This window comes from Roseovarius sp. JB2-10 (assembly GCF_055693585.1).
Genome location: NZ_CM146337.1, coordinates 1115612 through 1138980, shown reverse-complemented (window position 1 = coordinate 1138980; position 23369 = coordinate 1115612). Strand labels below are relative to the sequence as shown.

The window sequence follows — 23369 nt, the reverse complement described above, 5'->3', positions numbered from 1 at the left end:
ATCATTGGCGGAATTGCATGAAGTTTTCGCTTGGGTTCGTTCTCGCTCTTAGCCTGGCCGGGCTTCAGTTTCTGGCAATCATCACCGTTGTCTCTACGTCCTACCTGACCTCTGAAAGGGCCATGCTGCAGCATGCCCGGGAATTGCTGGCGGAGGTCGGCGCAAATGCCAGCGAACACTCCATAGGCTTTCTGAAGCCAGCCCTGGAAACGGCGAACCTATCCAGCCGCGTCATCGAAAGCGGTGTCGTCGCACAAAGTGACATCGCATCACTGGAAAAATACCTGTTTCAGAGCCTTCAAAATGAACCCAACCTGTCTGGCATTTACTACGGGGATGAATCGGGCAATTTCCTGTTCGTCACTCGTAGCGATGACGTCGGGCCATTTCGAACCAAGATTATCCAAAACGAGAATTCCGCTAGAACTGTGCAATTGCTCTGGCGGCAGGCCGACTTCGGGTTGATCAAAACAGAGTTTGATCCCAATGATCCGTTCGATCCGCGCACACGTCCCTGGTACGAAAAAGCCAGTGACGCCCGCACGACGGTCTGGACTGATCCTTACATCTTCTTCTCGTCCCAAAGGCCCGGTGTTTCCGTCGCCGCACCTGTTGTTGCCAATGGTGCGTTAAAAGGTGTTGTCGGTGTGGATATCGAAATTTCGACGATCTCGGATTTCCTGTCGCGCTTGGTCATCAGTGATCGAGGCGCTGCGATGATCCTGAACCAGAATGGCGACGTGATCGCCCACCCCAATTTCGATCAGATCGTCGTAGAAGATGAACAGGGGCAACGCGGTCTGGCCGACATCAACGCAGTGGACGATCCTGTAGCCCGCGTTGCATTTGGGCATTTGGCAACCAGCGGGGTGCTTGAAATTGCGCAAGAAACACTGTCGGATTTTAGATTTGATAGCGAGGCGTATCTTTCGCTTTTGAAACCCATCCAAAAATATGATCTGCCTTGGACCATTGCGATTTATGCATCCAAGAACGACTTCACCAAGGACATCCGGGAAAACCGCCGTCGCAACATCTGGATCGCCGCTGCGATTTCGCTGGTGGCCGCGCTTGTTGGGTTGGCGCTTGCTGAATTGATCCTGAAACCGGTGCGGGCGTTTGCAGTGCGGACATCGTTGGTGTCGCAGGGTGAAGTTTCCGCGTCGCAACCACTGCCCCGAACGTATCAGGAGTTGAAGAAAGCAAACGAGACACTGATTGACGAGATTGCGCAAAGGCGTGGAGCCGACGCAAAGATTCTGGAACTCAACCGCGACCTGTCGCATTTTTCCCGTGTGAACCTGATGGGGCAAATGGCAACAGGGTTGGCGCATGAATTGAGCCAGCCGCTGACCGAGATTTCGCAGAATGTGGATGCCGCGATTTCAACAGCCAAGCAGGAAAAATCGACGAGCAAGGAATTGCTCGACATTCTCACAGAGTTGGACGAGCAGGCACACCGGGGCGGTGATGTGTTGCGGGCTCTGCGCGGGTTTGTTCGAAAAGATCCCGGTGAGATGGAACCGTTCGATTTCAATGAATTGCTGCAGCAGACTGATCGCCTGATGCACAATGAGGTCGAAACACGGGGCATCTCGCTCAAAATTGATGGGGCCAAGACACCCATGGTGATCGGAAATCGGGTGCAGATTGCACAGGTGCTGATCAATCTGATCAGAAACGCCACCGAAGCCATTGCAGAAGCCGATAGCCCCATCCGCGAAATTTCCATCACAACACATCCGCGAAAAGAGACGTTGGAAGTATGGGTGGAAGACACAGGTCCCGGCATCGACCCCGACGTCACGCTTTTCAAGCAGTTTGAAACAAGCAAGAATGACGGCATGGGCCTTGGTCTTTCGATATCGCGGACAATCGCCGAAACCAATGGGGGGCGGCTATGGTATGACTCGCACGAAAAGGAAAAATCCCGGTTTTGCCTGTCTCTTCAAATACAGAAGGATAAGGTTGAAGACCAATCAGATCACCGCAATCGGGCCTCGTCGTGAGATGATCCGATCGTGAATACACAAACAGAAACAGACCCCACCGTTTTTATCGTAGACGACGATGACCGTATTCGCGTCAGCCTGGCGCGCGCTTTGACCAAGCGGGGCTACAACGTCAGCGTCTATGCGTCAGCCGAAGAGTTTTTGTCGGAATACAATGTAGAACAACCGGGATGTCTGGTTCTGGACTATGGCATGCCAGGATTGAACGGCCTTGAACTTCAGGACCATTTAACGACCCTGAATATTGCCATTCCGATCATTTTTATTTCCGGTCAAGGCGGCGTACCGGAATCCGTTCAGGCGATGAAAGGGGGCGCGGTCGACTTTCTGGAAAAACCCTTCCGGCAACACACCTTGGTGAGTTGCATCGAGACTGCATTTGAAACAGATCGCAGAAACCGGATGGCCGAAGCCAATGCCAAGTCTGCGCAGGTCAGGTTCCAGCGATTGACCGCACGGGAAAAGGAAATCGCCGAATTCATGATTGCCAACCCGTCGAACACATCGAGCAAGGACATCGGCAGGCGCCTTGAAATCAGCCCGCGAACCGTGGATCACCACAGGGGTCGCATTCTTGAGAAATTGGGGATCAGCTCCATCGCGGAATTGATCGATTTGTCCAAAACCGCGCAGCTGGATGACTAAGCATCAGCGCGCCGCGAGCCTTTCGCGAAACCGGGCGAAATCGTCCGCCAAGATACGATATGATCGTTTGTCTTTTTCCGGCGCATTGAGGCCCGCGTAGAACACCTGCGCTGCTTGATTGTACCCATCGGTTTGCCAATCAAAGCGAACGCATTCCTCGGCCTCTGCGATTTCGATCAGGCCAGACAACAAGGCGCGTCCTGCACCACTGCCACGGGCGGTCTGGCACACAAATATCTCTTTCATGTAAAGCGCGACACCCGCGCCCGCTGGAAAGGTCAGCGCCCATGTTGCAAATCCAACAGGGGTCACGCCGTCATACGCCAGAAGACAGGACATGTGGCGCTTAGCAGCAAGCAACGCCAAAACACGCAGTTCCTGCGCCTGCGTTGCCGGAGGGATTTCGTAATGTGTCAGACAGGCACGGTGCAACGCGATGAAATCCGCCTCATCACCCGCCGCAAACGGTCGCGTCTGGATCACAGGCTCGCGTCGAGAGCCGCAATGATGGCATCGCCCATTTCAGTGGTCGACGAAGCGTTTCCGCCTTCGGCGCCCAACAGATCAGCGGTGCGCATGCCATTTGCCAGGACCGTCTCGACCGCCGCTTCCACGCGCGACGCATCATCACCCATGTCAAAACTGTAGCGCAACGCCATGGCAAAGCTGAGGATACAAGCGATTGGGTTTGCTTTACCTTGACCGGCGATGTCTGGAGCGGAGCCATGCACCGGCTCATAGAGGGCTTTTGGCCTGCCATTGGCCATCGGTGCACCCAAAGACGCCGACGGCAACATGCCGAGCGATCCGGTCAACATCGCGGCGCAATCAGATAGGATATCACCAAAGAGGTTGTCGGTCAGGATCACGTCAAACTGCTTTGGCGCACGCACCAGCTGCATTGCACCATTGTCCGCGTACATGTGGCTCAACTCGACATCCGGATAGTCGGTGTCGTGGATGCGTTGTGTCACCTCCCGCCACAGGATGCCCGATTCCATCACATTGGCCTTTTCCATTGAGCAGACCTTGTTGTTGCGGCGGCGGGCCAGTTCGAATGCGGCGCGTGCGATACGTTCGATTTCGGATTCCGTGTAGCGCTGCGTGTTGATCCCGACGCGCTCGTTGCCTTCTTCGATAATTCCACGCGGTTCGCCAAAATAAACGCCACTGGTCAGTTCACGAACGATGACGATATCAAGGCCTGCCACGATCTCTTTCTTCAGGGACGAGAAATCTGCCAGCGCGTCAAAACACTGTGCGGGGCGGAGGTTGGCAAACAGATCCATCTCCTTGCGCAGGCGCAGCAGGCCCCGCTCTGGTTTGACGGAAAAATCCAGATCATCGTATTTCGGACCACCGACCGCTCCCAACAGCACGGCGTCGGCTTCTTGCGCCCTTTCCATCGTATCGTCGTGAAGAGGCGTGCCATGGGCATCGTACGCTGCCCCACCCACAAGGTCTTCGCTCACATCGAACTTGGCACCGCGTTTGGCGCCGAACCAATCGATCACTTTGCGGACCTCGGTCATAACTTCGGGGCCGATTCCGTCACCGGGCAGAATAAGAAGCGAGGGCGTGCTCATGTCAGAAGTTCCTTGGCTTAACAGATGTTGCAAACCGCCTATCGCGATGGCCAAGGATGGTCAAGAAAACGCGCCACATCGAACTGGATGTCCTGCACGTCCTAAGGCGTTGCAAGCATATCCACCCAAACCAACCTATGGCGGCTGGCTTGCTCCACAACCTGCGCGTCATCGGTGCCGTCCGCAGGCCAATAGACGCCAGACCCAGTCACTTCGATTTCTGCCGACGGCAAAATGTAATCTACCCGCAATGCACCTGGGCCTGGTGCCGGCCAAACGGCAGTATCCATTTGCGGATCACCCAAATGGGCAGGATCGTTTCGGGCAGGAGGTTCGCGTCTGGGTTTGGGATCCTGCAAACGTTTATCCGCCAGCAGCCCCCGCATGGCTTCCAGCCGGCCATCACTATCAAACGGGTCGAGATTGGTTACGCCAACAAGTGCAAATGCGCCTTTCGACGGTGTCCCGAAATTTCCATCCAGATAATGTTGCCAGAACTTCAGCTCATCTTGGTTTCGTCTGCCGTTTTGGTCCTCAGGGCCGTCAAAAACCGGCGGAGACGCGTGAAACACAAGCAAATCAAGGCGTTTTTCGTCAACGGACACAGGAACGACCCAATGGCCAACCGTCGAGAGGCGCTGAATGGCGTGTGCTTCTGCGGAGGGGAAAGGTGCGCCATCCACATACGGCAAGTCCGCGTCTGGCACGTCCCGCCACAGCATTGCGCTGAAATCCTGTGCTGCTGCGTGGTCAATCGGATATCGCGACAAGACGGCCATACCAAGATGGCCGGAAAATTCACCAAAGCCCTGCGCGTCGCGCGCTTGCCCGGTGCGGCCGTTTCCATCCATGTCCAGCCCAGTCTGTTGTCCCGAATTCGGGCGACGGGCGAAGATATACGGATACGTTGGGCCTTGTTCGGAAATGGCATCGCGCAGGGCCGTAATAGCGCGCAGATCAAGATCGTAATCTACGCGCTGCAGCACCAGAATATCAGGGGAAGTTCGCGCAATCACCTGGAGAACGGCGCTAATTTGCGGGTCTTCTCCACGAAGAATATCACGCAGCAGGAGACCCGGCCCGTCGCGGTCCAATTCAACATTGAAAGTTGCTATGCGAATTTCCTGCGCCTGTGCAGAAACGAGCCAGAAGCAAACTGTTGTGCAAAATGAAGCAAGAAAGGCGCTTACGCGTGCTGCAATCCGTCGGCTTCGGCCTTGGCATATGCGCGCCGGCGTTTTTCTTCGATCATATCGGCGATACGGCTCATTGCGATGCCGCGCATCAACATGCTTGCCGGTAGGAACGCCCATGCTGTCATCGTCCAAATCAGAGTTTGCGGGTTGGCGATCGAAATCGGGTCAACCATATCCGAAGCCATTTTAACCGTGGCCGGGATCAAGAATGGCAGCAAACTTCCTAACACAATGTTAAGACCTGCATCGCGCTTGAGGCGGTTCAACACGTCTCCGCCACCTGTCGGATCAAACAATGGCAGGTTCACCCAGACATTGAAGGCACCGTTCCGAACGGGCCATCCGAATAGACGGACAAGCGTCAGGAAAACAAACATCATGATCAACGAGACCATGTATGAGATACCCGCAGCAGTTCGCACAGAGGTGATCAGTTCTGCATCTGCGTTTGCGGGCATCATCAGAACAACCAGGCGAACCGGAGAATATGGGAAGTCAATTGCATGGCCCAAACCGTCGCCCAACTGCGTCAACATCGCCGTTAACTGGGTTGGATCGGTTTTGCCGCGACTGATTAAGGATAGAAAGAGAACCGTCAGCGCCAGCCCGAGGAATTTCAACCTATTGAACGGAGGGGCGAACCGGAATTCGATGATGCTGGGATAGCGGCCATAATATTCAATGAACGTCATGAATGACGCCAAAATGGCCAACACCACAACAATCTGTGCGGTGTCTGCCGCTGTGGCGGGGAGCAACAGCGAAGGCGTTGCTACCAATAGCGCAACCAACATCGCACGCGTCAACGCACTTGTTACCTGTGAAATCACTGTCCGTTCCCTTCAAACTGGTCGGTCGCAGTACTGTGCTGCGCCCTTGTTCCAACTTGATCCCGCACATTGTGGCGGCTTGCCTCATTCGTGCCCAATTTCTGCCTTCTTTCGTCATGCGGCTCAAGTCATGGTTAATATGAGTTCAGGTTTAAGGCGAATTGATGGAATTAGTGGTGCGAGAATGCATCAATTTAGGATCATAAACGCGGCATATGCAGAGACCACACAACATGTTGGGGTTGCTGACTCTTTTACCACCAGAGCCATCAAGAAAATGGAGACAATCTTGGAAATCAAAGGGAATTAGAAAATACCGCCTACAACCTGGAGGCGGTATTTCATGGCCTTAGCTGTAACTGGATTAAACCCAGGGTCGTTCTTTGGCCGCTTGCGCCTCGAAGGCATCCACAGAGGATTTTTTCTCGAGCGTCAGGCCGATATCATCCAAACCTTGCATCAAGCAGTGTTTTTTGAACGCATCTACCTCAAACGAGATCACCTCACCATCCGATGTGGTTATCGTCTGGGATTCAAGATCGACCTCCATACGCGCGTTCGCACCTTTTTCGGCATCTTTCATAAGAAGATCGACCGTTTCTTGCGGCAAAGCGATCGGCAGGATGCCGTTCTTGAAGCAATTGTTGTAGAAAATGTCGGCGAAACTCGGGGCGATCACGCAGCGGATACCAAAATCCTTGATGGCCCATGGCGCATGTTCCCGTGAAGAACCGCAGCCGAAGTTATCCCCGGCAACCAGAATCTCCGCATCACGGTATTGCGGCTTGTTCAGCACAAAATCCGCAATCTCTTTACCGTCGTCATCATATCGCATTTCGTCGAACAGATTGACGCCAAGCCCCGACCGTTTGATCGTTTTGAGGAATTGCTTGGGAATGATCATATCGGTGTCGACATTGATCATGGGCATCGGCGCCGCGATACCTGTGAGAGTTTGAAACTTATCCATTTTGAATGCTCCTTGCCTTCAAGAGGTGCGCGCACGCCCGTGCGATGCCACCTCTGGACAACGCCTGCTTTTGACAGGGTTGATGGTTCATGTATCCATGCACGCGTACCCCGCGCATGTGTGAGAAAGCGCCGCGATGAGCCTGACGCCTGAGCTTTTGTCCTGCATTGATGACCGATGGTCTCCGACCATTGGCGACCCGTCGGTTATGGGTTGGGTCACCGTCGTGGCCTATGCCATTGCCGCGATACTGACTGCCAGACTGGCTTTCAGCCGCAGCGGCAGACCTGAACGGTTTTTTGGATCATGCTGACGTTGCTGTTGATGGCCCTGACCGTCAACAAACAGCTTGATCTGCAATCCGCCCTGACAGCCTTCGCGCGATGTCTGGCGCAGGCGCAGGGTTGGTATGAGGATCGCAGGATCGTTCAGACAGGATTCATCATCGGCTTGCTGTGCGCCAGTGTGGTGATCCTGATCAGTCTGGGCATGGTAATGTGGCGTCATCTGCGCCGCACGTGGGCGGCAGTTCTGGGCGTTGCCTTCCTGATCGGTTTCATCGCCATCCGTGCTGTCGGGTTCCACAACTTCGACATCCTGATCAAAAGCGACATCGCCGGGATCAAGATCAATTGGCTGCTCGAGCTGGGTGGCATTGGCCTCATTCTGGCCAATGTCATTGCCCTGCTTACCGCCGGTCGCAAAGTCGCAGCACCCGAGTGACATCACATCATCTCGCGCACGTCGGTCAGGCGCCCGGTCACGGCCGCCGCAGCCGCCATTGCGGGTGACATCAGATGTGTCCGGCCGCCCCGGCCCTGTCGACCCTCAAAGTTGCGGTTCGACGTGGCGGCGCACCGCTCACCAGGTTCAAGCTGATCCGGGTTCATGGCCAGACACATGGAACATCCCGCCAGACGCCATTCAAAACCGGCTTCTTTGAAAATATCTGCAAGGCCTTCTTCTTCGGCCTGCGCCCGCACAAGACCCGACCCCGGCACGACCATCGCGCGTTTGACAGCGATTTTCTTGCCCTTGAGGATTTTCGCCGCCGCACGCAGATCTTCGATCCTGCCGTTTGTGCAGGACCCGATAAAGACAGTGTCGATTTCGACCTCATTGAGCGGTGTGCCGGATGTCAGGCCCATATAGTCGAGCGAGCGTTCGACTGCGCCGATCTTGCCTCCTTCGAAATCCGATGGCGCGGGCACGGCAGCGGTGATTGGCAACACGTCTTCGGGCGAGGTCCCCCAGGTGACAACCGGCGCAATATCTTCACCTTTGATGGTGACGACCTCGTCCCAATGCGCGTCGTCATCGGAATAAAGCGTCTTCCACCATTCAAGCGCGGCTTCCCAATGGTCGCCTTTCGGCGCGTTGGGGCGACCCTTGCAGTATTCAAACGTCTTTTCGTCGGGCGCAATCAGACCAGCACGTGCGCCACCTTCGATCGCCATATTGCAGACGGTCATGCGACCTTCCATGGAAAGATCACGAATGGCCTCGCCGCAATATTCAATTACGTATCCGGTTCCGCCAGCGGTACCGGTCTTGCCAATCACCGAAAGCGTGATGTCCTTGGCGGTCACGCCGGGTTTCAGCTTGCCGGTGATCTCCACCTTCATGTTTTTCGATTTCTTCTGGATCAGCGTCTGGGTGGCCAGCACATGCTCGACCTCTGAGGTCCCGATCCCATGGGCCAGCGCGCCAAAGGCGCCGTGTGTTGCCGTGTGGCTGTCACCGCAAACGACGGTCATACCCGGCAACGTCCAACCCTGTTCGGGGCCAACGATGTGGACGATGCCCTGACGCACGTCTGAGACCGGATAGTAGTGGATGCCAAATTCCTTGGCATTTTTGTCCAGCGCTTCAACCTGAACGCGGCTGTCTTCGGTCATGGTCGCCGCATTGGCGCGATCCAGCGTCGTGGGCACGTTATGGTCCGGCACCGCGATGGTTTTGTCCGGCGCGTGCACCGTGCGTCCGGCCATGCGCAGCCCTTCAAAGGCCTGCGGACTTGTCACCTCATGCACGAGGTGGCGATCAATATACAACAGACAGGTGCCATCTTCAGCCTCATGCGCCAAATGAGCATCCCAGATTTTATCATAGAGTGTCTTGGGGGACATGTGCCCTCTCCCATATGTAAGGTAATGTTCAGAACGGATAGGGGTATGGGTGCCCTATAGGGCCGCACGCACCGTCAGCGTCGCACCAAAAAAACGCCAAGGCAGGCGCGCGCGATCATCCATGTCGAAAATCCGTGTCATGGGGATGATCTACGCCTGACGCCGCAAGACTTCAAGGATTCGATCATGCAGGGTCTGGTTGGTTTGTCCGCTTTTTGTTGCTGGTTGAGGGGATTCCGGAGAAGATGTTCCTGTCTTTATAGGAACGGATAAATCGCATGCGCTTTGTTACACCCATTCTCACATCGCTTTTGATGACCGCCACAGCCGCGCAGGCTGAAATGACGCTCAGCTTTGACTGGGGCAACATACCAAGTTGCCGTACCGGCAAACCCGGGACGGTTCCCAACCCGATTTTTGTGATCAAGGGAGTGCCTGAAAATACAACCAAGATTGTCTTCAAGATGCGTGATCTGGATGTGCCCGGATATAATCATGGCGGCGGAACGGTCAAAACCGGTAAATCAGGTAAAATCATGCCTGGCGCGTTCAAATATAAAAGCCCGTGCCCTCCGGGCGGCACCCATACTTATGAGTGGACGGCAACAGCCAAAGCCGGCGGGAAGACCGTCGCAAAGGCAAAAGCACGGCGCAAATATCCCGAATAGTCAGCGTCAGAATTTCAAGTTTCGGATCAATCCGGGACTAGCATATACCCTTCGCCGCGCACGGTTTGCAGATAGCGCGGCTGCTTGGGGTCGGTTTCAAGCTTGCGGCGCAATCGCGTGATCTGCACATCAACCGCGCGTTCTTGTGCTTGGCCGCCGTCCCGTCCCAAATCCTCAACCAGCTTGGCGCGGCTAACAGGCTGACGCAGATTTTCGACAAAGATGCGCATCAGCTGCACTTCCGTGGCCGTCAAACGCACAACCTGATCGTCCTGCATCAGTTCAGATCTTTCGATATCAAATCTGATAGGGCCCATATGCAGCACTTTCGGGGCGGTGTTCTCGGGTTCGGGCGTCGGCATCCGCCGCAGGATCGCGTTGATCCGCAGCAGTAGTTCTTTCGGCTCGAACGGTTTGGGCAGGTAGTCATCTGCGCCCGCTTCAAGCCCCGATATGCGATCTTCGGTTTCGCCTTTTGCGGTGAGCAACAGGATCGGAGTGGCGATCTCTTCTTCACGCAGACTGCGGGTCAGTTGCACGCCGTCTTCCCCGGGCATCATCACATCCATCACGATCAGATCGAAATCCAACCCTGAAAGAATACGGCGGGCATGCGCCGCATCGCGCGCGACCGAGACCAGAAATCCGTTGCGCGCCAAGAACTTTCGCAACAGACCACGGATCCGTTCATCGTCATCTACGATCAGCAGATGTGGGGCGGGGTCACTCATGAACTGCTATCCCTTATCTGGAAATATTGTCTACGCATGTCGGCATCCATCATCGCCTCCAGCACCTGGCGAAAACCCGAGACGGCTTCCGGACCCGCTGTTCGGTATGCCGCGCGCATCCGGGCGCGTTGCGCATCACCCAATTTTCGTTCCAAAGCTTCGCCTTCCGGAGTTAAAAACAAATGCCGTTCTCGCTTGTCATTTGTTCCGACGCGGCTTTCAATCAACCCATCTTCAACCAGGGTGCGCAAAACTCTGTTCAGAGACTGCTTGGTCACACCCAGTATATTCAGCAAATTATTGACGGTTGTCCCGGGGGCTCGTGCCACAAAATGGATGGCGCGGTGATGCGCCCGGCCATAAGCCATACCTGATAGAATTCGATCCGGGTCAGCCGTGAAACCGCGATACGCGAAAAACATCGCCTCAATGCCCTGGCGCAGTTGCTCATCGGTCAGGAAAAGCAGGTTTTCTCCACCTTGTATTTCGGGCATCACACACTCCGTACACAAATGGCTCGACATATTTCATGATATGTCAGCTTTGTTGACATTCCAAGGCCAAACTGGTACCGAATCGCAGATTTGGCGAAATATTATGTCCGTATCGGACGTAATTTGCGCAACAAATGGAAACACTGGCCGTAAGAGGAGACTGAAAATGGCTGGCTATGATGATCGTGACGGTAAAATCTGGATGGATGGCAAACTTGTCGACTGGCGTGATGCCAATGTACACATCCTGACGCATGCCATGCATTACGCCAGTTCCGTCTTCGAGGGGGAACGTGCGTATAACGGCAAAATCTTCAAAAGCCGCCAGCATTCTGAGCGCCTGCATTTTTCCGCAGGTGAGCTGGACTTCCAGATCCCCTACACCGTGGATGAGATCGAGGCCGCGAAGCAGGAAGTTCTGACTGCCAATGGCCTGACCGATGCCTATGTGCGGGCCGTCGCTTGGCGCGGTGCAGGCGAAGACATGGGCGTCGCTTCCGCGCGCAATCCTGTTCATCTGGTGATCGCGTCTTGGGAATGGGGTGCGTATTACGGTGACGCCAAGATGAAGGGTGCCAAGCTCGATATCTCCAAATGGAAACGGCCGAGCCCCGAGACAATCCCGGTTCATGCCAAGGCGGCAGGGCTATACATGATCTGCACCACCTCCAAACATGCCGCAGAAGCCAAAGGGTGCTCGGACGCGCTCTTCATGGACTATCGCGGCTATGTGGCCGAAGCGACGGGCGCCAACATCTTTTTCGTCAAGGACGGCGAAGTGCATACGCCGAAACCCGATTGCTTCCTGAACGGCCTGACCCGTCAAACCGTTGTGGGCATGCTGAAAGATCACCAGATCAAGGTGCACGAGCGCCATATCATGCCCGAGGAAATGGAAAGCTTTGAGCAATGCTGGCTGACCGGCACTGCTGCTGAGGTCACGCCTGTTGGGCAGATTGGTGACTATAACTTCGAAGTTGGTGCCATGGCGCGCGACATTTCTGAAGAATACGAAAAGTTGGTTCGGAGCTAACCGATACCAAAACCGGGCCGCCCGTTGCGTTGATCATCGGGCGGCTTGGCGCTGCGCCAAAATAACGCCAGCGCCCAAAATAGCCGCCCCTAACGCCCTATTCCAATCCCACTCATCGCCAAGGGCAAAGAGCATCAGCATCACGTAAAACGGGGCTGCGTTGAGATGGAAAGACGCGATGCCAATACCCAACCGGGACACGCCCAAAATCCAGAACGCCTGACTGAGGGCCATGGCGCCCACAGCGTAGATCAACAGCATGGACCAGCCCCAGAGACCAAGGGGTGCTGCGTGGCTACCGGACCAGCCAAAGATCTGAAAAACCGCAAGCGTCGCCATGGAAAACAGCATCGCACCGCATAAGGTGATCGTGCATTGGCCGAGGGGCGACATTTCGGGCAAACCTTTGACCGTCTTTCGCGACCCCCAGGCAAAGAGCGCGGTTGCCAAAAGTCCAAGCGCAATGCCCAAACCATAGGTCGCCTGGCGCATGTCGACCCCGGTGGCCAGATAGCCCCCTATCAAAACAAGACAGGCCCCAAAGACAAAGTTTCGGGTCAGGCGCCGACCATCAAACAGCACCTCGAGGGCAACAGCCGTGGCGGGCATTGTCGCTGCGGCCAGAACAGCCGTCACAGGATCAGTCAGGTCTTGGGCCACCAAAATCATGATGGCACCTGTGCCAAAGCCAAAGGCGCCGATGGAAAGACCTCGCACCAACGGTGCTTGAACCACGCGCTTCCACCCGTCGAACATGATCCACATCACGACGAGTAGCCCGCAGGACAGCACCAGCCTGACCGTAATCAGAGAAATCGGACCCCAGGTCTTCAGCAATTCTTCGGCCGCAGGAAACCCGGTGGCGAACAAGGCCACCGCGAGCACGCAAATGCCATTGCTTCGCAGCGTGTTCTCCGAGTTATCCGCCGGTGTTTCTATTGCTGATTGGGCCAAAGGAGTTGCGCCAGCTTGTTGACAAGCTTCAAGCTTTTACATTGCAGACGGCAATGTCTTGCCAGAATTCGACCCCAATGTCGCAAACAGGAGTAAGGGGGTCTTAGCAGGTCAGCTTGGGGTGATACCACGCAACCGCTCGGACCGTCGGCGCAACAGTTCTACCGTGGTCAAAAGTGCGATGGAGATGATCACCAGGATCGTGGCCACGGCCAGAATGGTCGGGCTGATCTGTTCGCGCAGGCCAGTGAACATCTGCCAGGGCAGCGTCTTCTGGCTGGCCGAACCGACAAAGAGCACCACAACCACCTCGTCAAAGGACGTGATGAAGGCAAAAAGCCCACCTGAGATCACACCCGGCAGGATCAGAGGCATCTGCACCTTGAAGAACGTGGTCACCGGATCGGCGCCCATATTGGCCGCGGCGCGTGTCAGCGAGCGGTCAAAGCCTACAAGTGTGGCTGTCACGGTGATGATGACAAAGGGAATACCCAACACGGCATGCGCGAGGACCACCTTCACATAACCCACGAAGTTTTTGTTGAAGCCTAACGTGCCTTCGAGGAAGTTGCCCACCTGGCTGTAGAAGAAGAACATGCCCGTGGCCGAAATGATCAGCGGTACGATCATGGGTGAGATCAGGATCGCCATGATCGCACGGCGGAAGGGCACGTGGGATTGCGAAAGGCCGATGGCGGCCAGCGTGCCCAGAGATACCGAGATGATGGTGGCGATGGGCGCAATGATCAGCGAGTTCTTGAAACTGCGCTGCCACTCATTGTTGCTGAAGAAATCGCGATAGTGCTTGAGCGAGTACCCATCCGGGTCAAATCGCAGCATTTCGGGCGTGAAGGTAAAGAAGTCCTGCGCGTTGAAGCTGAGCGGCAGGACGACCAGGATCGGCGTGATCAGAAAGATGAAGATCAGCGCGCAAATCACGCGGAAGGTGTAGTACCAGACGCGTTGTCCGAACGTGGCATATATCGGCAGGCCCATGTCGCGTTACCCCAGCTTCACGTTGTCGATGCCCACGATCTTGTCGTAGGCCCAATAGAGAATGAGAACCGCCGCCAGCAAAATTGTACCCAACGCGGCCGCAAGACCCCAGTTGAGCGAGCTGGAAATGTGATAGGCAATCCGGTTCGAGATAAAGACACCCTTGGTGCCACCCACGATTTCGGGCGTGATGTAGTAACCAATGGCCAGGATGAAGACGAGGATCGAGCCCGCGCCAATACCCGGAACACTTTGCGGGAAATAGACCCGCCAGAAGGCCGTCCAGTTGGTCGCACCAAGCGATTTGGCGGCGCGTAGGTAGGTCGGGTTGATCGTCTGCATCACCGAATACATCGGCAGGATCATGAACGGCAGCAAAATATGCGTCATCGCGACGATGGTGCCGAACTGATTGTTAATGATGATCAGCCGGTTGGCGTCATCCACTAGGCCGATCCAGACCAACACATCGTTGATCACACCTTGTTGCTGCAGCATCACCTTCCAGGCCGAAGTCCGCACAAGAAGCGATGTCCAGAACGGCAGGAGCACCAGGATCATCAAAAGATTGGCCTTGTTGGCTGGCAGATTCGCCAGAATCCAGGCAATGGGATATCCCAGCAGGATACAGGCACCCATGATGACAAGCGACATGATCAGCGTTCGCATGAAAAGCTTGATCAGGACCTGTTTATTTTCAGGCTGCGCTGAGATGCCATCCGGCGTTTTCTGCATGTCGATCGCGTTTAGAAAATAGCCATTGGTAAATGCGCCGGAATGCGTCTGGATCGTTTTCCAGGTTTCGATGTCGCCCCAGCCGTCATGCAGTTCCAGGAACTTTTCTTTGAAAGGCGCGTCTGCAACCGGGTCCCATTTTTTGATTTGCCGGCCTGATTTGCGGAACATCGAGGCGATACCGACCTGTTCATAGTTCAGCCGAGTAGCCAGCTTGGTGTGTTCCTTGGCGTTGACTGCCGCAACCATATCAACAGCCAATGCCGCGTAAATTGGTTCGTCCGGCAATTCGCCGGTCGATGCGTCCCATTGGGCCAACAGCGGCACCGTATTCGGAAGCGTGTTTTGGACAATGTCATTCTCGACTGATCGAAACAGCATATTGCCGATGGGCAAGATGAAAGAGATCATTACAAAAATCAGCAGGGGCGCGATCAGCATCAAGGCGCGCGTCTTTTGCATCCGCAAGGCGCGGCCAAGGCTGCGTTTCAGCGGCGTGCCATCGGCGGCCAATACGGGCCCGGTTTGGGTTGCATCGCTCATGTCAGGTCCCCTCGACCAGGATAATGACGCTGTCTGCCGTGCGCCGTCTGATCTCAGCCACTTTTTGGTATTCTGGATCATTGTAGGCGGCTTTCGCGGCCTCGAAACTAGGGAATTCGATCACGACATGCCGGTTCAGTGACGTGCCTTCCGGCACTTCTGACTGTCCACCGCGCACGACAAAAGTGCCACCCAAGGCCTTCAGGATTGGTGTATCCTTTTCGACATACTCTTTGTATGCCTCCGGATCGTTCACCGTTATGTGTCCTATGATGTACCCTTTGGGCAATGATCCACCCCCGTATGGTCGTGCGGTCCGTTACGCCGGACCGCACTTTGTTATGATGAGGCGGGCGTGCCTAAACACGCCCAACTCAGATTATTGTGCCAACCACGCCTGAAATTTGGCTTCGATATCATCGCGGTAATCTGCCCAGAACTCGTAGTTATAGAGGAACGTGTTCTTGGCGTTGTTGGGATCGGTAGGCATGTGCGGTGCCATATCGATGCCCAGTTCCGCGTGCTTACCAACCAGTGGCGCCGAAGAGGCACGGGCCGGGCCGTACGAGATGTACTTGGCCTGATCCGCCAGACGTTGTGTGTCTGTTGCAAACATGATGTAGTCCAGCGCGCGCGCCTTGCGCTCATCGCTCAGACCGGCAGGGATGATCCAACCATCCAGGTCGAAGATCTGCGCGTCCCACAGCATACCAACAGGCTGTTTCTGCTCTTCGATCACGCTGAAGAGACGGCCGTTATAGGTCGACCCCATGACGATTTCGCCATCGGCCAGAAGCTGCGGCGTGTCTGCACCAGCGGACCACCAGACAACCTGATCCTTGATGGTGTCAAGCTTGGCGAGTGCCTGATCCTGACCTTCAGGTGTGGCCAATACGTCATACACTTCGTCTTTGGCGACACCGTCACACAGCAACGCCCATTCCATGTTGTTGATCGAACGCTTTTCCAGCGAACGCTTACCTGGATAGGCGTCCAGATCGAACACGGCACATACGTCGGTGGGTGGTGTGTCACCTACCATGTCAGTGCGGTACCCGAATGTTGTGGAATACACGATCTGCGGGATGAAGCAGTCGCCAACCAGAAGGTCACCGAAATCTTCGGACGCAGGCGTGCCATCAGGTGCGGCGGCCAGCATTGTGTCTGGATCGATTTCCATTGCCAGACCTTCGTCACACAGACGCAGAGCGTCAGCAGCAACAACGTCAACAACATCCCATGTGATGTTGCCCGCTTCGTCCATGGCGCGCAGTTTTGCCACGGCTTCGGCCGAGCTGTCATCGTTGATGATGGTGACACCGGTCTTTTCCGAATAGGGGTCGTGATACGCAAGTTTCTGCGATTTAGAATAAGCGCCGCCCCATGACACGATGGTCATTTCTTCGGCAACAGCTGCACCCGCAACTACGGTCAGAGCCGTCGTCGCAAGCAGTGTTTTTGTGAGTTTCATACTATTTTCTCCCTTATGTAACCCGTTACGATCTTTGGGGTTCTGGCCACGGGCTTGACCATTGAACCCGCTGTTCATCGCGTCCGTGAGCAGGCGCGATATTCCAAGCCTGTTACGCATCAAGCGCTCGGCAATCTTGGGGCAGCCAACCGATGTCGATCTGTTGGCCCGGTTGCAAGCGCACCTGATCGGGCGCGTTGCGGGTTTTGACAACAAACTCGTCATTGCCGGCGACCCTGAGGCGCGTGCGGAAAATATCACCCATGTAGATGAATTCCAGAACCTCGGCCTTGAGCGTATGTGCCCCGTCCTTCAGGCGGTCCTTGTTGAATTCAACACGTTCCGGACGGATCGACACGCGGGTGCGGTCGCCCACAGCGTTCACATTGACAGGTTTACAATCAATCAGTTCGCCATCATCCAGTTCGACCACCGCCTGATCACCGTCAATTTTCTTTACGGTGCCCAGCAATGTGTTGTTCTCACCGATAAACTGCGCCACGAAGCTGTTTTCTGGCTCTTCATAGAGCTGATCCGGGGGCGCGATCTGTTGAATGCGGCCATCGTCAAATACGGCAACACGGTCTGACATGGTCAACGCTTCGGTCTGATCGTGGGTCACATAAACCGTCGTGATGCCGAGGCTGTGTGCCAGATTGGTGATCTCAAACTGCATCTTTTCGCGCAGTTGTTTATCCAGCGCACCCAAGGGTTCGTCCATCAGGACCAACTCAGGTTCAAAAACCAACGCTCGAGCGAGCGCGATGCGCTGTTGCTGACCACCGGAAAGCTGTGCGGGACGTCGCCCCCAAAAGCGCCCATCTCGACCATGTCCAGGGCGCGCTTTACCTTCTCCTCACGCTCGGATTTTCCGATTTTGCGCACTTCCAGTGGGAAGCTCAGATTTTCGGCAATCGTCATATGCGGAAAGAGCGCATAGTTTTGGAACACCATGCCGATGCCGCGTTTGTGGGGCGGGATGTTGTTGATTTCGCGCCCGTCCAGACGAATTTCACCATGGGTCGCAGTCTCAAAACCCGCCAGCATCATCAGGCAGGTCGTTTTGCCTGATCCCGAGGGCCCAAGCATTGTCAGAAACTCGCCCTTTGGCAGCGAAAGATTCAGGTCCTTCACGACCAGCGTTTCGCCGTCGTAACTCTTTTGGACACGCTCAAACTCAACGAATGCATCGTTGTTGGTCATCTCTGCCAAATCTGGCTCCCTGTTATACTTTTTCATGGTTTGCCCATGTTCGAACGGAACTAAACCTGCAAACGCAATGCGATGCAAGCGCAGCGCGTCATTTCACATCAGATTCGCGACACCCTGCAAATCAATACCGACATCTTGTTGAACGACGTCGCAGGACCACTACGAAAAACACGCAAAAAGCGTGCTATTGCGCCCATGCGCCCGTTTTCATGGCGGTTACTCCCCCAAAACCTCACCGACAGCAGCGGCCGTTTTGGCAACCACTTCATCGGCTTCAGATTCGGTCAGGCAGAAGGGCGGTGCGAACCCCAGTATATCACCCTGTGGCATGGCCCGTCCGATCACACCATGCGCGGACAAGGCGGCCGCGATGCGCGGTCCCACCTTTTCATTTGGATCGAAGAAAGTGCGCCTGTCACGATCTTGGACAAACTCAACCGCACACAGCATGCCTTCGCCGCGGATCTCACCCACATGGGGATGCGCGCCCAAAGCCTCACTCATGGCATTGTTCAAATATGTGCCAACGGTCCGATTGTTTGCGATCAGGTTCATCTCATCGAGCAGTTTCAGGTTGGCTACACCCGCGGCCGCACCGATGGGATGCGCGGAATAGGTCCAACCGTGTCCGATGGGGCCGTTTTCATCGGTGCCTTGCTCCAGAACTTTCCACATCTTGTCGCTGACAATACTGCCCGAGAGAGGGGCATAGGCAGACGTGAGCCCCTTGGCGATTGTAATCAGATCGGCCTCAATCCCATAGTGATCGCATCCGAACATCGTGCCCAATCGGCCAAAGCCGGTCACCACTTCGTCGGCGACCAACAGAATATCGTGTTTTTTCAAAACCTCCTGGATGGCGGGCCAATACCCTTCGGGGGGCGGAACAATGCCGCCGGTGCCCAAAACGGGCTCGCCGATGAATGCTGCTATCGTATCTGCCCCCTCACGCTCGATCAAAGCCTCCAGTTCCGCACAGCAATGGGCCACAAATTGCGCTTCGCTTTGGGCCAAGTTTTCGCGCCTGTAATAATAGGGCGCTTCAGTGTGGATGACCTGCGCCAGCGGCAAATCAAATTTCTTGTGGAAGAGTTCAAGACCGGTCAACGAGCCGGTCATCAACCCAGATCCATGATACCCGCGCCAGCGCGAGATGATCTTCTTCTTCTCGGGACGACCAAGGATGTTGTTGTAGTACCAGATCAGCTTGATGTTGGTTTCGTTGGCATCGGAACCTGACAGCCCGAAATAGACCTTACTCATGTTACTCGGTGCGCGGTCCAATACCAATTTGGCCAAGGTGATACTGGCCTCTGTGCCATGCCCGACATACGCGTGGTAGTACGCCAGTTCTTTCGCCTGTTCTGCAATCGCATCTGCGATATCCTGACGACCGTACCCGACGTTGACACAATAAAGACCGGCAAATGCATCCAGCAACCGCACACCATCCCGGTCTTCAATGTGGCAACCTGAACCGCCTGTAATGACGCGGTTGGACAGTTCTCCACGGGCGAATTGCGCAAGATGCGTCGAAGCGTGGAAAAAATTCTCTCGGTCCCATTGGGACAATTGATCGTTTTTCAGCATCTCGTTTCCCTTGATAAGTATTCGGAAATTTTTGTTTTGGCGCGTTGCAGCGAATTGGCCTCAAACTCTGACAGGTTGCGCCCAAATGCCCCGCGTTTCAAAGTAATTTCCGTGCGGTTTCCACGGCATGATTTATCACGTCCTTGTCCTGCAACACATCCTCTGGCTCGCGGGCGCCGCATGCTCTGATCACGGCACGTTTCTCAAACCCAAGTTTGTCCAAAGCCGGACCATAGCTTTCTAATATGTCCGCGTACCGTTCAGAACCTTCACCCTGGACCTGTATCAGCACAAAGGTCTTGTCGCGGCCTAAACGTGATGGTTCGTCTGCGGTGACGTAATCCGGCACAAAAAACGAGAAAAACCTATCCAGCGATTGCTTTGCCAGGCCGGAAATATTGCAGAAGTAAATCGGCGACGCCATGACGACGATATCGGCTGTTTCGATCAAGGACAGAACCGGGTTCAGATCGTCGTTCAACCCACATTCTGTACCGCCGCTTTTGCACATCCGCAGATTAACACAGCCCTGAAATCGCAGGTCCCGCAGGGCAAATTGCGCCACTTCGGCGCCTTGGGCACGCGCCTCATCGCAAAAAACCCCTGCCAGTACATCGCTGTTCCCACCCTCACGTGGGCTCCCTAACAAACACACAACGCGTTTCATTTTGTCGCCTCGTAGTTTTGACCCCGGACTACAACATCGCCAAGCTGGACATCCTGACCGGTCACAATTCGAGTGAACATATTCATGTCCAGATTTCGGCCTGTGATCGGCGTGACTGTTGGACCACGCGGTGCAACTTTGCCTGACAGAACCGCCGCTATTCCCACGACGCAGGCCCCCTCCGCAACGATACGGTCTTCATAGTAAAGCGTTTGCATCGCGTGGTAGATTTCCTGCTCGCTGACCAGAATGAGATCATCGAGGAGTTCGCGACACATGGACATGCTGAATTGGTTCTCCAACCCAATCCCCCCACCCAGACTATCGGCCAGCGAGGCAACTTCTTGCACTTCCACCGCCTTTCCAGCCTTCAGACTGGCATGCATGGCGGCTCCCCTGTCCATGCTGATGCCAATCACCTTAATATCCGGGTTTGCCGACTTTGCGGCCAAAGCGATACCGGCGGCCAAGCCGCCACCGGAAACCGGTACTAGGATCGTCTCAATATCCGGGCGTGCTGCCATGATTTCGGCGCCGATAGTGCCTTGACCGGCAATCACTTTGGCGTCGTCGAACGGAGATATCTCGACCATCTCTTCCTCAGCAACCAGACGCTCCGCCTCCACCTGCGCCTCATCCTGACTGGTTCCGATGATCCGCACTTCTGCGCCCAATGCCTTTATGCCCGCAACCTTGGCCTCCGGCACAAGCGACGACATGCAAATCACCGCCCGAATGCCTTGCCGTTTGGCCGCATAGGCCACACCGCGCCCGTGATTGCCGGTTGAAACGCAGGTTACGCCCTTAACGTCTGAACCCAGTGCCGCGATGGCATTCATAGCGCCACGCAGTTTGAAAGCCCCCATCGGTTGCATGTTTTCGAGTTTCAACAGGAAATCGGCACCCGTTCGTGCTGACATGAAGGCCGAGGGCACAAGTGGCGTCTGATCCGCAACACCACGGATTACCCCCGCAGCGGCATAGATGTCTGCCAACGTCACACGCATCTGTCCCTCCTCATCCCCAGCACAACTTCGTCGAAGATTTTTCGTTGGTCAACGCCTGTAAAGCCACCGCACGAAAACGACACAGATTGACGCCTTCTGAAGGGCAATACATCCTTCTGTGACCAGAATGGACGCCATCCAAACAAGCAGGTAGCACGATGCCCCACAAAGATCTTCCCTTCTCACAAGGCGAGTTTCAGCGCCGTCTGACATTGACACGAAAGGCCATGGACGCCGCCGGGATAGACGTTCTGTTTGTGACGGATCCGTCGAACCAGAACTGGTTGACCGGGTATGATGGGTGGTCTTTCTACGTGCATCAGGGTGTTCTGATTTTCCCAGATGACAACCCGATTTGGTGGGGGCGCGCGCAGGATGCAAATGGCGGCATCCGAACCGTTTGGATGAACGATGATCGCGTGCTGGGCTACGCGGATCACTACGTGCAATCTACGGTGCGCCATCCGATGCAAGATCTTGCGGCAAGGCTCAAGGATTTAGGACGGGCCAGCGGGCGCATTGGGGTTGAGATGGACAATTACTACTTCTCGGCCAAAGCCTTCGCTGTCATGCAAGCCGAATTGGGGGATGCCCGTTTTGTGGACGCTACTGCGTTGGTCAATTGGCAGCGCACCATCAAGTCTGAAGAAGAGTTGTCTTTTATGCGCAAAGCCGCGGCGATATCAGAGAAAATCGTCGATGGGCTGCTTGATCGGGTCGAGCCCGGGATTCCGAAGAACGAAATCGCGGCCGAGATTTTCCGGGATGGAATTCGTGGCGTTGACGGCGCATGGGGTGACTACCCCGCGATTTTGCCCTTGCTGCCCTCAGGCTCTGACGCAGCGGCGCCACATCTCACATGGGATGGAAGGACCTTTCAAAAAGGGGAAGCCACTTTCTTTGAAATCTCTGGCGTTTACAGACGCTATCACACACCGTTTTGCCGTACGTTGTTCTTGGGCAAACCAGGCGATGATATTTTGCGCGCGGAAGCGGCCTTGGTTGAAGGGCTTGAGGCCGGGCTGGACGCGGCCCGCGCCGGAAACCGGGCCTGCGACATCGCCAATGCGTTGGCCGCACCGCTCGAAAGAGCCGGCATTGAGCGTGGTGCGCGGTGTGGATACCCCATCGGCCTCAGTTACCCCCCGGATTGGGGGGAGCGCACGATCAGCCTGCGTGCCGAAGACGAAACCGTGCTGGAACCGGGAATGACATTCCATTTCATGCCGGGGCTTTGGATGGAAAATTGGGGTCTTGAAATCACCGAGCCGATTATGATCACCGAAAACGGACCGGCGCATACATTCTGCAACCGACCGCGCAAAATGTTCATCAAGGACTGACGCCTTCGGTGCTTTGTTTGACGGCGACTGTTTCGAGCCAAGCTTCGCGTGTCAGGCGAAAGCATTTCCATGGTGCCAAGATGCCAGACAGATCAAGCCCCGTGTCATAGGCATGCACGGCTCCTAGCCGCTTGGTCGCTGTCTGGGACCGGATATTCGTGGGGTCGATATGAAACCAGACCTCGTCAAAATTCGCGAATGCATGACCCAGCATCAGCCGCTTCAGTTCGAAATTCCAAACCCCGCCCCAATAGCGGAAATTCAGGAACGTAAAGCCGATCGATATCGTGTCCGGCATATCCGACGCCGTGTAGTACCGCGAACATCCGATGACTTTTTGCCGCGTTACATCTTCGATCACCAGCGCCCCACCGGCCTTCAATAGAAACTCGAAGTAGGGACGGAAAACCGCGGGCTTGAAGCGGTCTTTTGCCGGATGACCGGACCACGTTTCGGGGTCGCTTGCCGCGTTTTGCAGGTCAGGAAAATCCCCGGCCAGCAGGGGTCTGAGCCCGAGTTTGTCACTACGTAACACCGGTTGATCGTCAAAGCCCATA

24 protein-coding genes and 2 pseudogenes are annotated in these 23369 nt (G+C 55.4%); 8 read left to right on the top strand and 18 right to left on the bottom strand.

Annotated elements, in window-relative coordinates; genetic code table 11:
• The first annotated feature begins 17 nt into the window (after nt 1-17).
• Together ACZ1HJ_RS05635 and ACZ1HJ_RS05630 are read left to right on the top strand one after the other, a co-directional pair.
• The gene (locus ACZ1HJ_RS05635; protein ID WP_472721338.1) at nt 18-2009 is read left to right on the top strand and encodes a cache domain-containing protein; all 1992 of its coding nucleotides are present in this window, start codon (nt 18-20) and stop codon (nt 2007-2009) included.
• A gap of 12 nt (nt 2010-2021) precedes the next feature.
• Nucleotides 2022-2657 (top strand): response regulator transcription factor, encoded by a 636-nt coding sequence (locus tag ACZ1HJ_RS05630; protein ID WP_472721337.1) that lies wholly within the window; start codon nt 2022-2024, stop codon nt 2655-2657.
• 3 nt (nt 2658-2660) lie between these two features.
• Here the strand turns inward: ACZ1HJ_RS05630 and ACZ1HJ_RS05625 are convergent, their stop codons facing one another.
• The 4 genes from ACZ1HJ_RS05625 to ACZ1HJ_RS05610 form a co-directional block, all read right to left on the bottom strand.
• Nucleotides 2661-3140, bottom strand: coding sequence for a GNAT family N-acetyltransferase (locus ACZ1HJ_RS05625; RefSeq protein WP_472721336.1), 480 nt, complete (start codon nt 3138-3140; stop codon nt 2661-2663).
• Nucleotides 3137-4243 (bottom strand): 3-isopropylmalate dehydrogenase, encoded by a 1107-nt coding sequence (gene leuB, locus ACZ1HJ_RS05620; RefSeq protein WP_472721335.1) that lies wholly within the window; start codon nt 4241-4243, stop codon nt 3137-3139. The genes ACZ1HJ_RS05625 and leuB overlap by 4 nt, the downstream gene beginning before the upstream one ends.
• 101 nt (nt 4244-4344) lie before the next feature.
• Nucleotides 4345-5358: an endonuclease/exonuclease/phosphatase family protein gene (locus ACZ1HJ_RS05615; RefSeq protein WP_472722163.1), complete on the bottom strand. Its 1014-nt coding sequence runs from the start codon at nt 5356-5358 to the stop codon at nt 4345-4347.
• A gap of 71 nt (nt 5359-5429) precedes the next feature.
• Nucleotides 5430-6233, bottom strand: a complete 804-nt coding sequence (locus tag ACZ1HJ_RS05610; protein ID WP_472722162.1) for a hypothetical protein — start codon at nt 6231-6233, stop codon at nt 5430-5432.
• Here ACZ1HJ_RS05610 and ACZ1HJ_RS05605 point away from each other — a divergent pair.
• Nucleotides 6145-6579, top strand: a complete 435-nt coding sequence (locus ACZ1HJ_RS05605) for a hypothetical protein (protein WP_472722257.1) — start codon at nt 6145-6147, stop codon at nt 6577-6579. The genes ACZ1HJ_RS05610 and ACZ1HJ_RS05605 overlap by 89 nt on opposite strands.
• Before the next feature lie 54 nt (nt 6580-6633).
• Here ACZ1HJ_RS05605 and leuD read toward each other — a convergent pair whose 3' ends face one another.
• On the bottom strand, nt 6634-7239 hold the full coding sequence (gene leuD / locus ACZ1HJ_RS05600; RefSeq protein WP_472721334.1) for a 3-isopropylmalate dehydratase small subunit: 606 nt from the start codon (nt 7237-7239) through the stop codon (nt 6634-6636).
• A 136-nt stretch (nt 7240-7375) separates the two neighbouring features.
• Between leuD and ACZ1HJ_RS05595 the strand changes: the two genes are divergently transcribed.
• Both ACZ1HJ_RS05595 and ACZ1HJ_RS05590 read left to right on the top strand, forming a co-directional pair.
• Nucleotides 7376-7552 carry a hypothetical protein gene (locus ACZ1HJ_RS05595; protein ID WP_472721333.1) on the top strand — a complete coding sequence of 59 codons (177 nt, stop codon included), beginning with the start codon at nt 7376-7378 and terminating at the stop codon, nt 7550-7552.
• Entirely contained in the window at nt 7546-7962 is a 417-nt protein-coding gene (locus ACZ1HJ_RS05590; protein WP_472721332.1) for a hypothetical protein, read from the top strand. The genes ACZ1HJ_RS05595 and ACZ1HJ_RS05590 overlap by 7 nt, the downstream gene beginning before the upstream one ends.
• Nucleotides 7963-7964: 2 nt before the next feature.
• Here the strand turns inward: ACZ1HJ_RS05590 and leuC are convergent, their stop codons facing one another.
• Nucleotides 7965-9368: a 3-isopropylmalate dehydratase large subunit gene (gene leuC, locus ACZ1HJ_RS05585; RefSeq protein WP_472721331.1), complete on the bottom strand. Its 1404-nt coding sequence runs from the start codon at nt 9366-9368 to the stop codon at nt 7965-7967.
• Nucleotides 9369-9646: 278 nt separating this feature from the next.
• Between leuC and ACZ1HJ_RS05580 the strand changes: the two genes are divergently transcribed.
• On the top strand, nt 9647-10036 hold the full coding sequence (locus tag ACZ1HJ_RS05580; RefSeq protein ID WP_472721330.1) for a cupredoxin domain-containing protein: 390 nt from the start codon (nt 9647-9649) through the stop codon (nt 10034-10036).
• 26 nt (nt 10037-10062) lie between these two features.
• Here the strand turns inward: ACZ1HJ_RS05580 and ACZ1HJ_RS05575 are convergent, their stop codons facing one another.
• Together ACZ1HJ_RS05575 and ACZ1HJ_RS05570 are read right to left on the bottom strand one after the other, a co-directional pair.
• Nucleotides 10063-10767, bottom strand: a complete 705-nt coding sequence (locus ACZ1HJ_RS05575) for a response regulator (RefSeq protein ID WP_472721329.1) — start codon at nt 10765-10767, stop codon at nt 10063-10065.
• Nucleotides 10764-11261 carry a MarR family winged helix-turn-helix transcriptional regulator gene (locus ACZ1HJ_RS05570; RefSeq protein ID WP_472721328.1) on the bottom strand — a complete coding sequence of 166 codons (498 nt, stop codon included), beginning with the start codon at nt 11259-11261 and terminating at the stop codon, nt 10764-10766. The genes ACZ1HJ_RS05575 and ACZ1HJ_RS05570 overlap by 4 nt, the downstream gene beginning before the upstream one ends.
• A gap of 166 nt (nt 11262-11427) precedes the next feature.
• Between ACZ1HJ_RS05570 and ACZ1HJ_RS05565 the strand changes: the two genes are divergently transcribed.
• The gene (locus ACZ1HJ_RS05565; protein ID WP_472721327.1) at nt 11428-12294 is read left to right on the top strand and encodes a branched-chain amino acid aminotransferase; all 867 of its coding nucleotides are present in this window, start codon (nt 11428-11430) and stop codon (nt 12292-12294) included.
• 33 nt (nt 12295-12327) lie between these two features.
• Here ACZ1HJ_RS05565 and ACZ1HJ_RS05560 read toward each other — a convergent pair whose 3' ends face one another.
• From ACZ1HJ_RS05560 to eutB, 9 genes and pseudogenes are all read right to left on the bottom strand, one after another.
• Entirely contained in the window at nt 12328-13248 is a 921-nt protein-coding gene (locus ACZ1HJ_RS05560) for a DMT family transporter (protein ID WP_472721326.1), read from the bottom strand.
• A 111-nt stretch (nt 13249-13359) separates the two neighbouring features.
• Nucleotides 13360-14229, bottom strand: a pseudogene (locus ACZ1HJ_RS05555) (ABC transporter permease); the annotation flags it as partial.
• A gap of 21 nt (nt 14230-14250) precedes the next feature.
• Nucleotides 14251-15522 carry an ABC transporter permease gene (locus tag ACZ1HJ_RS05550; RefSeq protein ID WP_472721325.1) on the bottom strand — a complete coding sequence of 424 codons (1272 nt, stop codon included), beginning with the start codon at nt 15520-15522 and terminating at the stop codon, nt 14251-14253.
• 1 nt (nt 15523) lies between these two features.
• Nucleotides 15524-15811: a DUF1330 domain-containing protein gene (locus tag ACZ1HJ_RS05545; protein WP_472721324.1), complete on the bottom strand. Its 288-nt coding sequence runs from the start codon at nt 15809-15811 to the stop codon at nt 15524-15526.
• A 90-nt stretch (nt 15812-15901) separates the two neighbouring features.
• Nucleotides 15902-16993 (bottom strand): extracellular solute-binding protein, encoded by a 1092-nt coding sequence (locus ACZ1HJ_RS05540; RefSeq protein ID WP_472721323.1) that lies wholly within the window; start codon nt 16991-16993, stop codon nt 15902-15904.
• 112 nt (nt 16994-17105) lie between these two features.
• A pseudogene (locus tag ACZ1HJ_RS05535) lies at nt 17106-18196 on the bottom strand (ABC transporter ATP-binding protein).
• Nucleotides 18197-18421: 225 nt separating this feature from the next.
• The gene (locus tag ACZ1HJ_RS05530) at nt 18422-19795 is read right to left on the bottom strand and encodes an aminotransferase (RefSeq protein WP_472721322.1); all 1374 of its coding nucleotides are present in this window, start codon (nt 19793-19795) and stop codon (nt 18422-18424) included.
• Between the two features lie 97 nt (nt 19796-19892).
• Nucleotides 19893-20462 carry a flavodoxin family protein gene (locus tag ACZ1HJ_RS05525; protein WP_472721321.1) on the bottom strand — a complete coding sequence of 190 codons (570 nt, stop codon included), beginning with the start codon at nt 20460-20462 and terminating at the stop codon, nt 19893-19895.
• The gene (eutB, locus tag ACZ1HJ_RS05520; RefSeq protein ID WP_472721320.1) at nt 20459-21469 is read right to left on the bottom strand and encodes a hydroxyectoine utilization dehydratase EutB; all 1011 of its coding nucleotides are present in this window, start codon (nt 21467-21469) and stop codon (nt 20459-20461) included. The genes ACZ1HJ_RS05525 and eutB overlap by 4 nt, the downstream gene beginning before the upstream one ends.
• Nucleotides 21470-21627: 158 nt before the next feature.
• Here eutB and ACZ1HJ_RS05515 point away from each other — a divergent pair, with 158 nt between their 5' ends.
• Nucleotides 21628-22812: a M24 family metallopeptidase gene (locus ACZ1HJ_RS05515; protein WP_472721319.1), complete on the top strand. Its 1185-nt coding sequence runs from the start codon at nt 21628-21630 to the stop codon at nt 22810-22812.
• Here the strand turns inward: ACZ1HJ_RS05515 and ACZ1HJ_RS05510 are convergent.
• The gene (locus ACZ1HJ_RS05510) at nt 22802-23368 is read right to left on the bottom strand and encodes a GNAT family N-acetyltransferase (RefSeq protein ID WP_472721318.1); all 567 of its coding nucleotides are present in this window, start codon (nt 23366-23368) and stop codon (nt 22802-22804) included. The genes ACZ1HJ_RS05515 and ACZ1HJ_RS05510 overlap by 11 nt on opposite strands.
• Nucleotide 23369 lies beyond the last annotated feature (1 nt).

What these genes read in the sequence shown, in the direction of transcription:
- ACZ1HJ_RS05635 (WP_472721338.1), top strand. Translation starts at nt 18, where the DNA reads ATGAAGTTTTCGCTTGGGTTCGTTCTCGCTCTTAGCCTGGCCGGGCTT.
- ACZ1HJ_RS05540 (WP_472721323.1), bottom strand. Translation starts at nt 16,993, where the DNA reads ATGAAACTCACAAAAACACTGCTTGCGACGACGGCTCTGACCGTAGTT.
- ACZ1HJ_RS05580 (WP_472721330.1), top strand. Translation starts at nt 9,647, where the DNA reads ATGCGCTTTGTTACACCCATTCTCACATCGCTTTTGATGACCGCCACA.
- ACZ1HJ_RS05565 (WP_472721327.1), top strand. Translation starts at nt 11,428, where the DNA reads ATGGCTGGCTATGATGATCGTGACGGTAAAATCTGGATGGATGGCAAA.
- ACZ1HJ_RS05605 (WP_472722257.1), top strand. Translation starts at nt 6,145, where the DNA reads ATGGCCAACACCACAACAATCTGTGCGGTGTCTGCCGCTGTGGCGGGG.
- ACZ1HJ_RS05595 (WP_472721333.1), top strand. Translation starts at nt 7,376, where the DNA reads ATGAGCCTGACGCCTGAGCTTTTGTCCTGCATTGATGACCGATGGTCT.
- ACZ1HJ_RS05525 (WP_472721321.1), bottom strand. Translation starts at nt 20,462, where the DNA reads ATGAAACGCGTTGTGTGTTTGTTAGGGAGCCCACGTGAGGGTGGGAAC.
- ACZ1HJ_RS05530 (WP_472721322.1), bottom strand. Translation starts at nt 19,795, where the DNA reads ATGCTGAAAAACGATCAATTGTCCCAATGGGACCGAGAGAATTTTTTC.
- ACZ1HJ_RS05550 (WP_472721325.1), bottom strand. Translation starts at nt 15,522, where the DNA reads ATGAGCGATGCAACCCAAACCGGGCCCGTATTGGCCGCCGATGGCACG.
- ACZ1HJ_RS05575 (WP_472721329.1), bottom strand. Translation starts at nt 10,767, where the DNA reads ATGAGTGACCCCGCCCCACATCTGCTGATCGTAGATGACGATGAACGG.
- ACZ1HJ_RS05570 (WP_472721328.1), bottom strand. Translation starts at nt 11,261, where the DNA reads ATGCCCGAAATACAAGGTGGAGAAAACCTGCTTTTCCTGACCGATGAG.
- ACZ1HJ_RS05610 (WP_472722162.1), bottom strand. Translation starts at nt 6,233, where the DNA reads ATGTTGGTTGCGCTATTGGTAGCAACGCCTTCGCTGTTGCTCCCCGCC.
- eutB (WP_472721320.1), bottom strand. Translation starts at nt 21,469, where the DNA reads ATGCGTGTGACGTTGGCAGACATCTATGCCGCTGCGGGGGTAATCCGT.
- leuD (WP_472721334.1), bottom strand. Translation starts at nt 7,239, where the DNA reads ATGGATAAGTTTCAAACTCTCACAGGTATCGCGGCGCCGATGCCCATG.
- leuC (WP_472721331.1), bottom strand. Translation starts at nt 9,368, where the DNA reads ATGTCCCCCAAGACACTCTATGATAAAATCTGGGATGCTCATTTGGCG.
- ACZ1HJ_RS05590 (WP_472721332.1), top strand. Translation starts at nt 7,546, where the DNA reads ATGCTGACGTTGCTGTTGATGGCCCTGACCGTCAACAAACAGCTTGAT.
- leuB (WP_472721335.1), bottom strand. Translation starts at nt 4,243, where the DNA reads ATGAGCACGCCCTCGCTTCTTATTCTGCCCGGTGACGGAATCGGCCCC.
- ACZ1HJ_RS05515 (WP_472721319.1), top strand. Translation starts at nt 21,628, where the DNA reads ATGCCCCACAAAGATCTTCCCTTCTCACAAGGCGAGTTTCAGCGCCGT.
- ACZ1HJ_RS05510 (WP_472721318.1), bottom strand. Translation starts at nt 23,368, where the DNA reads ATGGGCTTTGACGATCAACCGGTGTTACGTAGTGACAAACTCGGGCTC.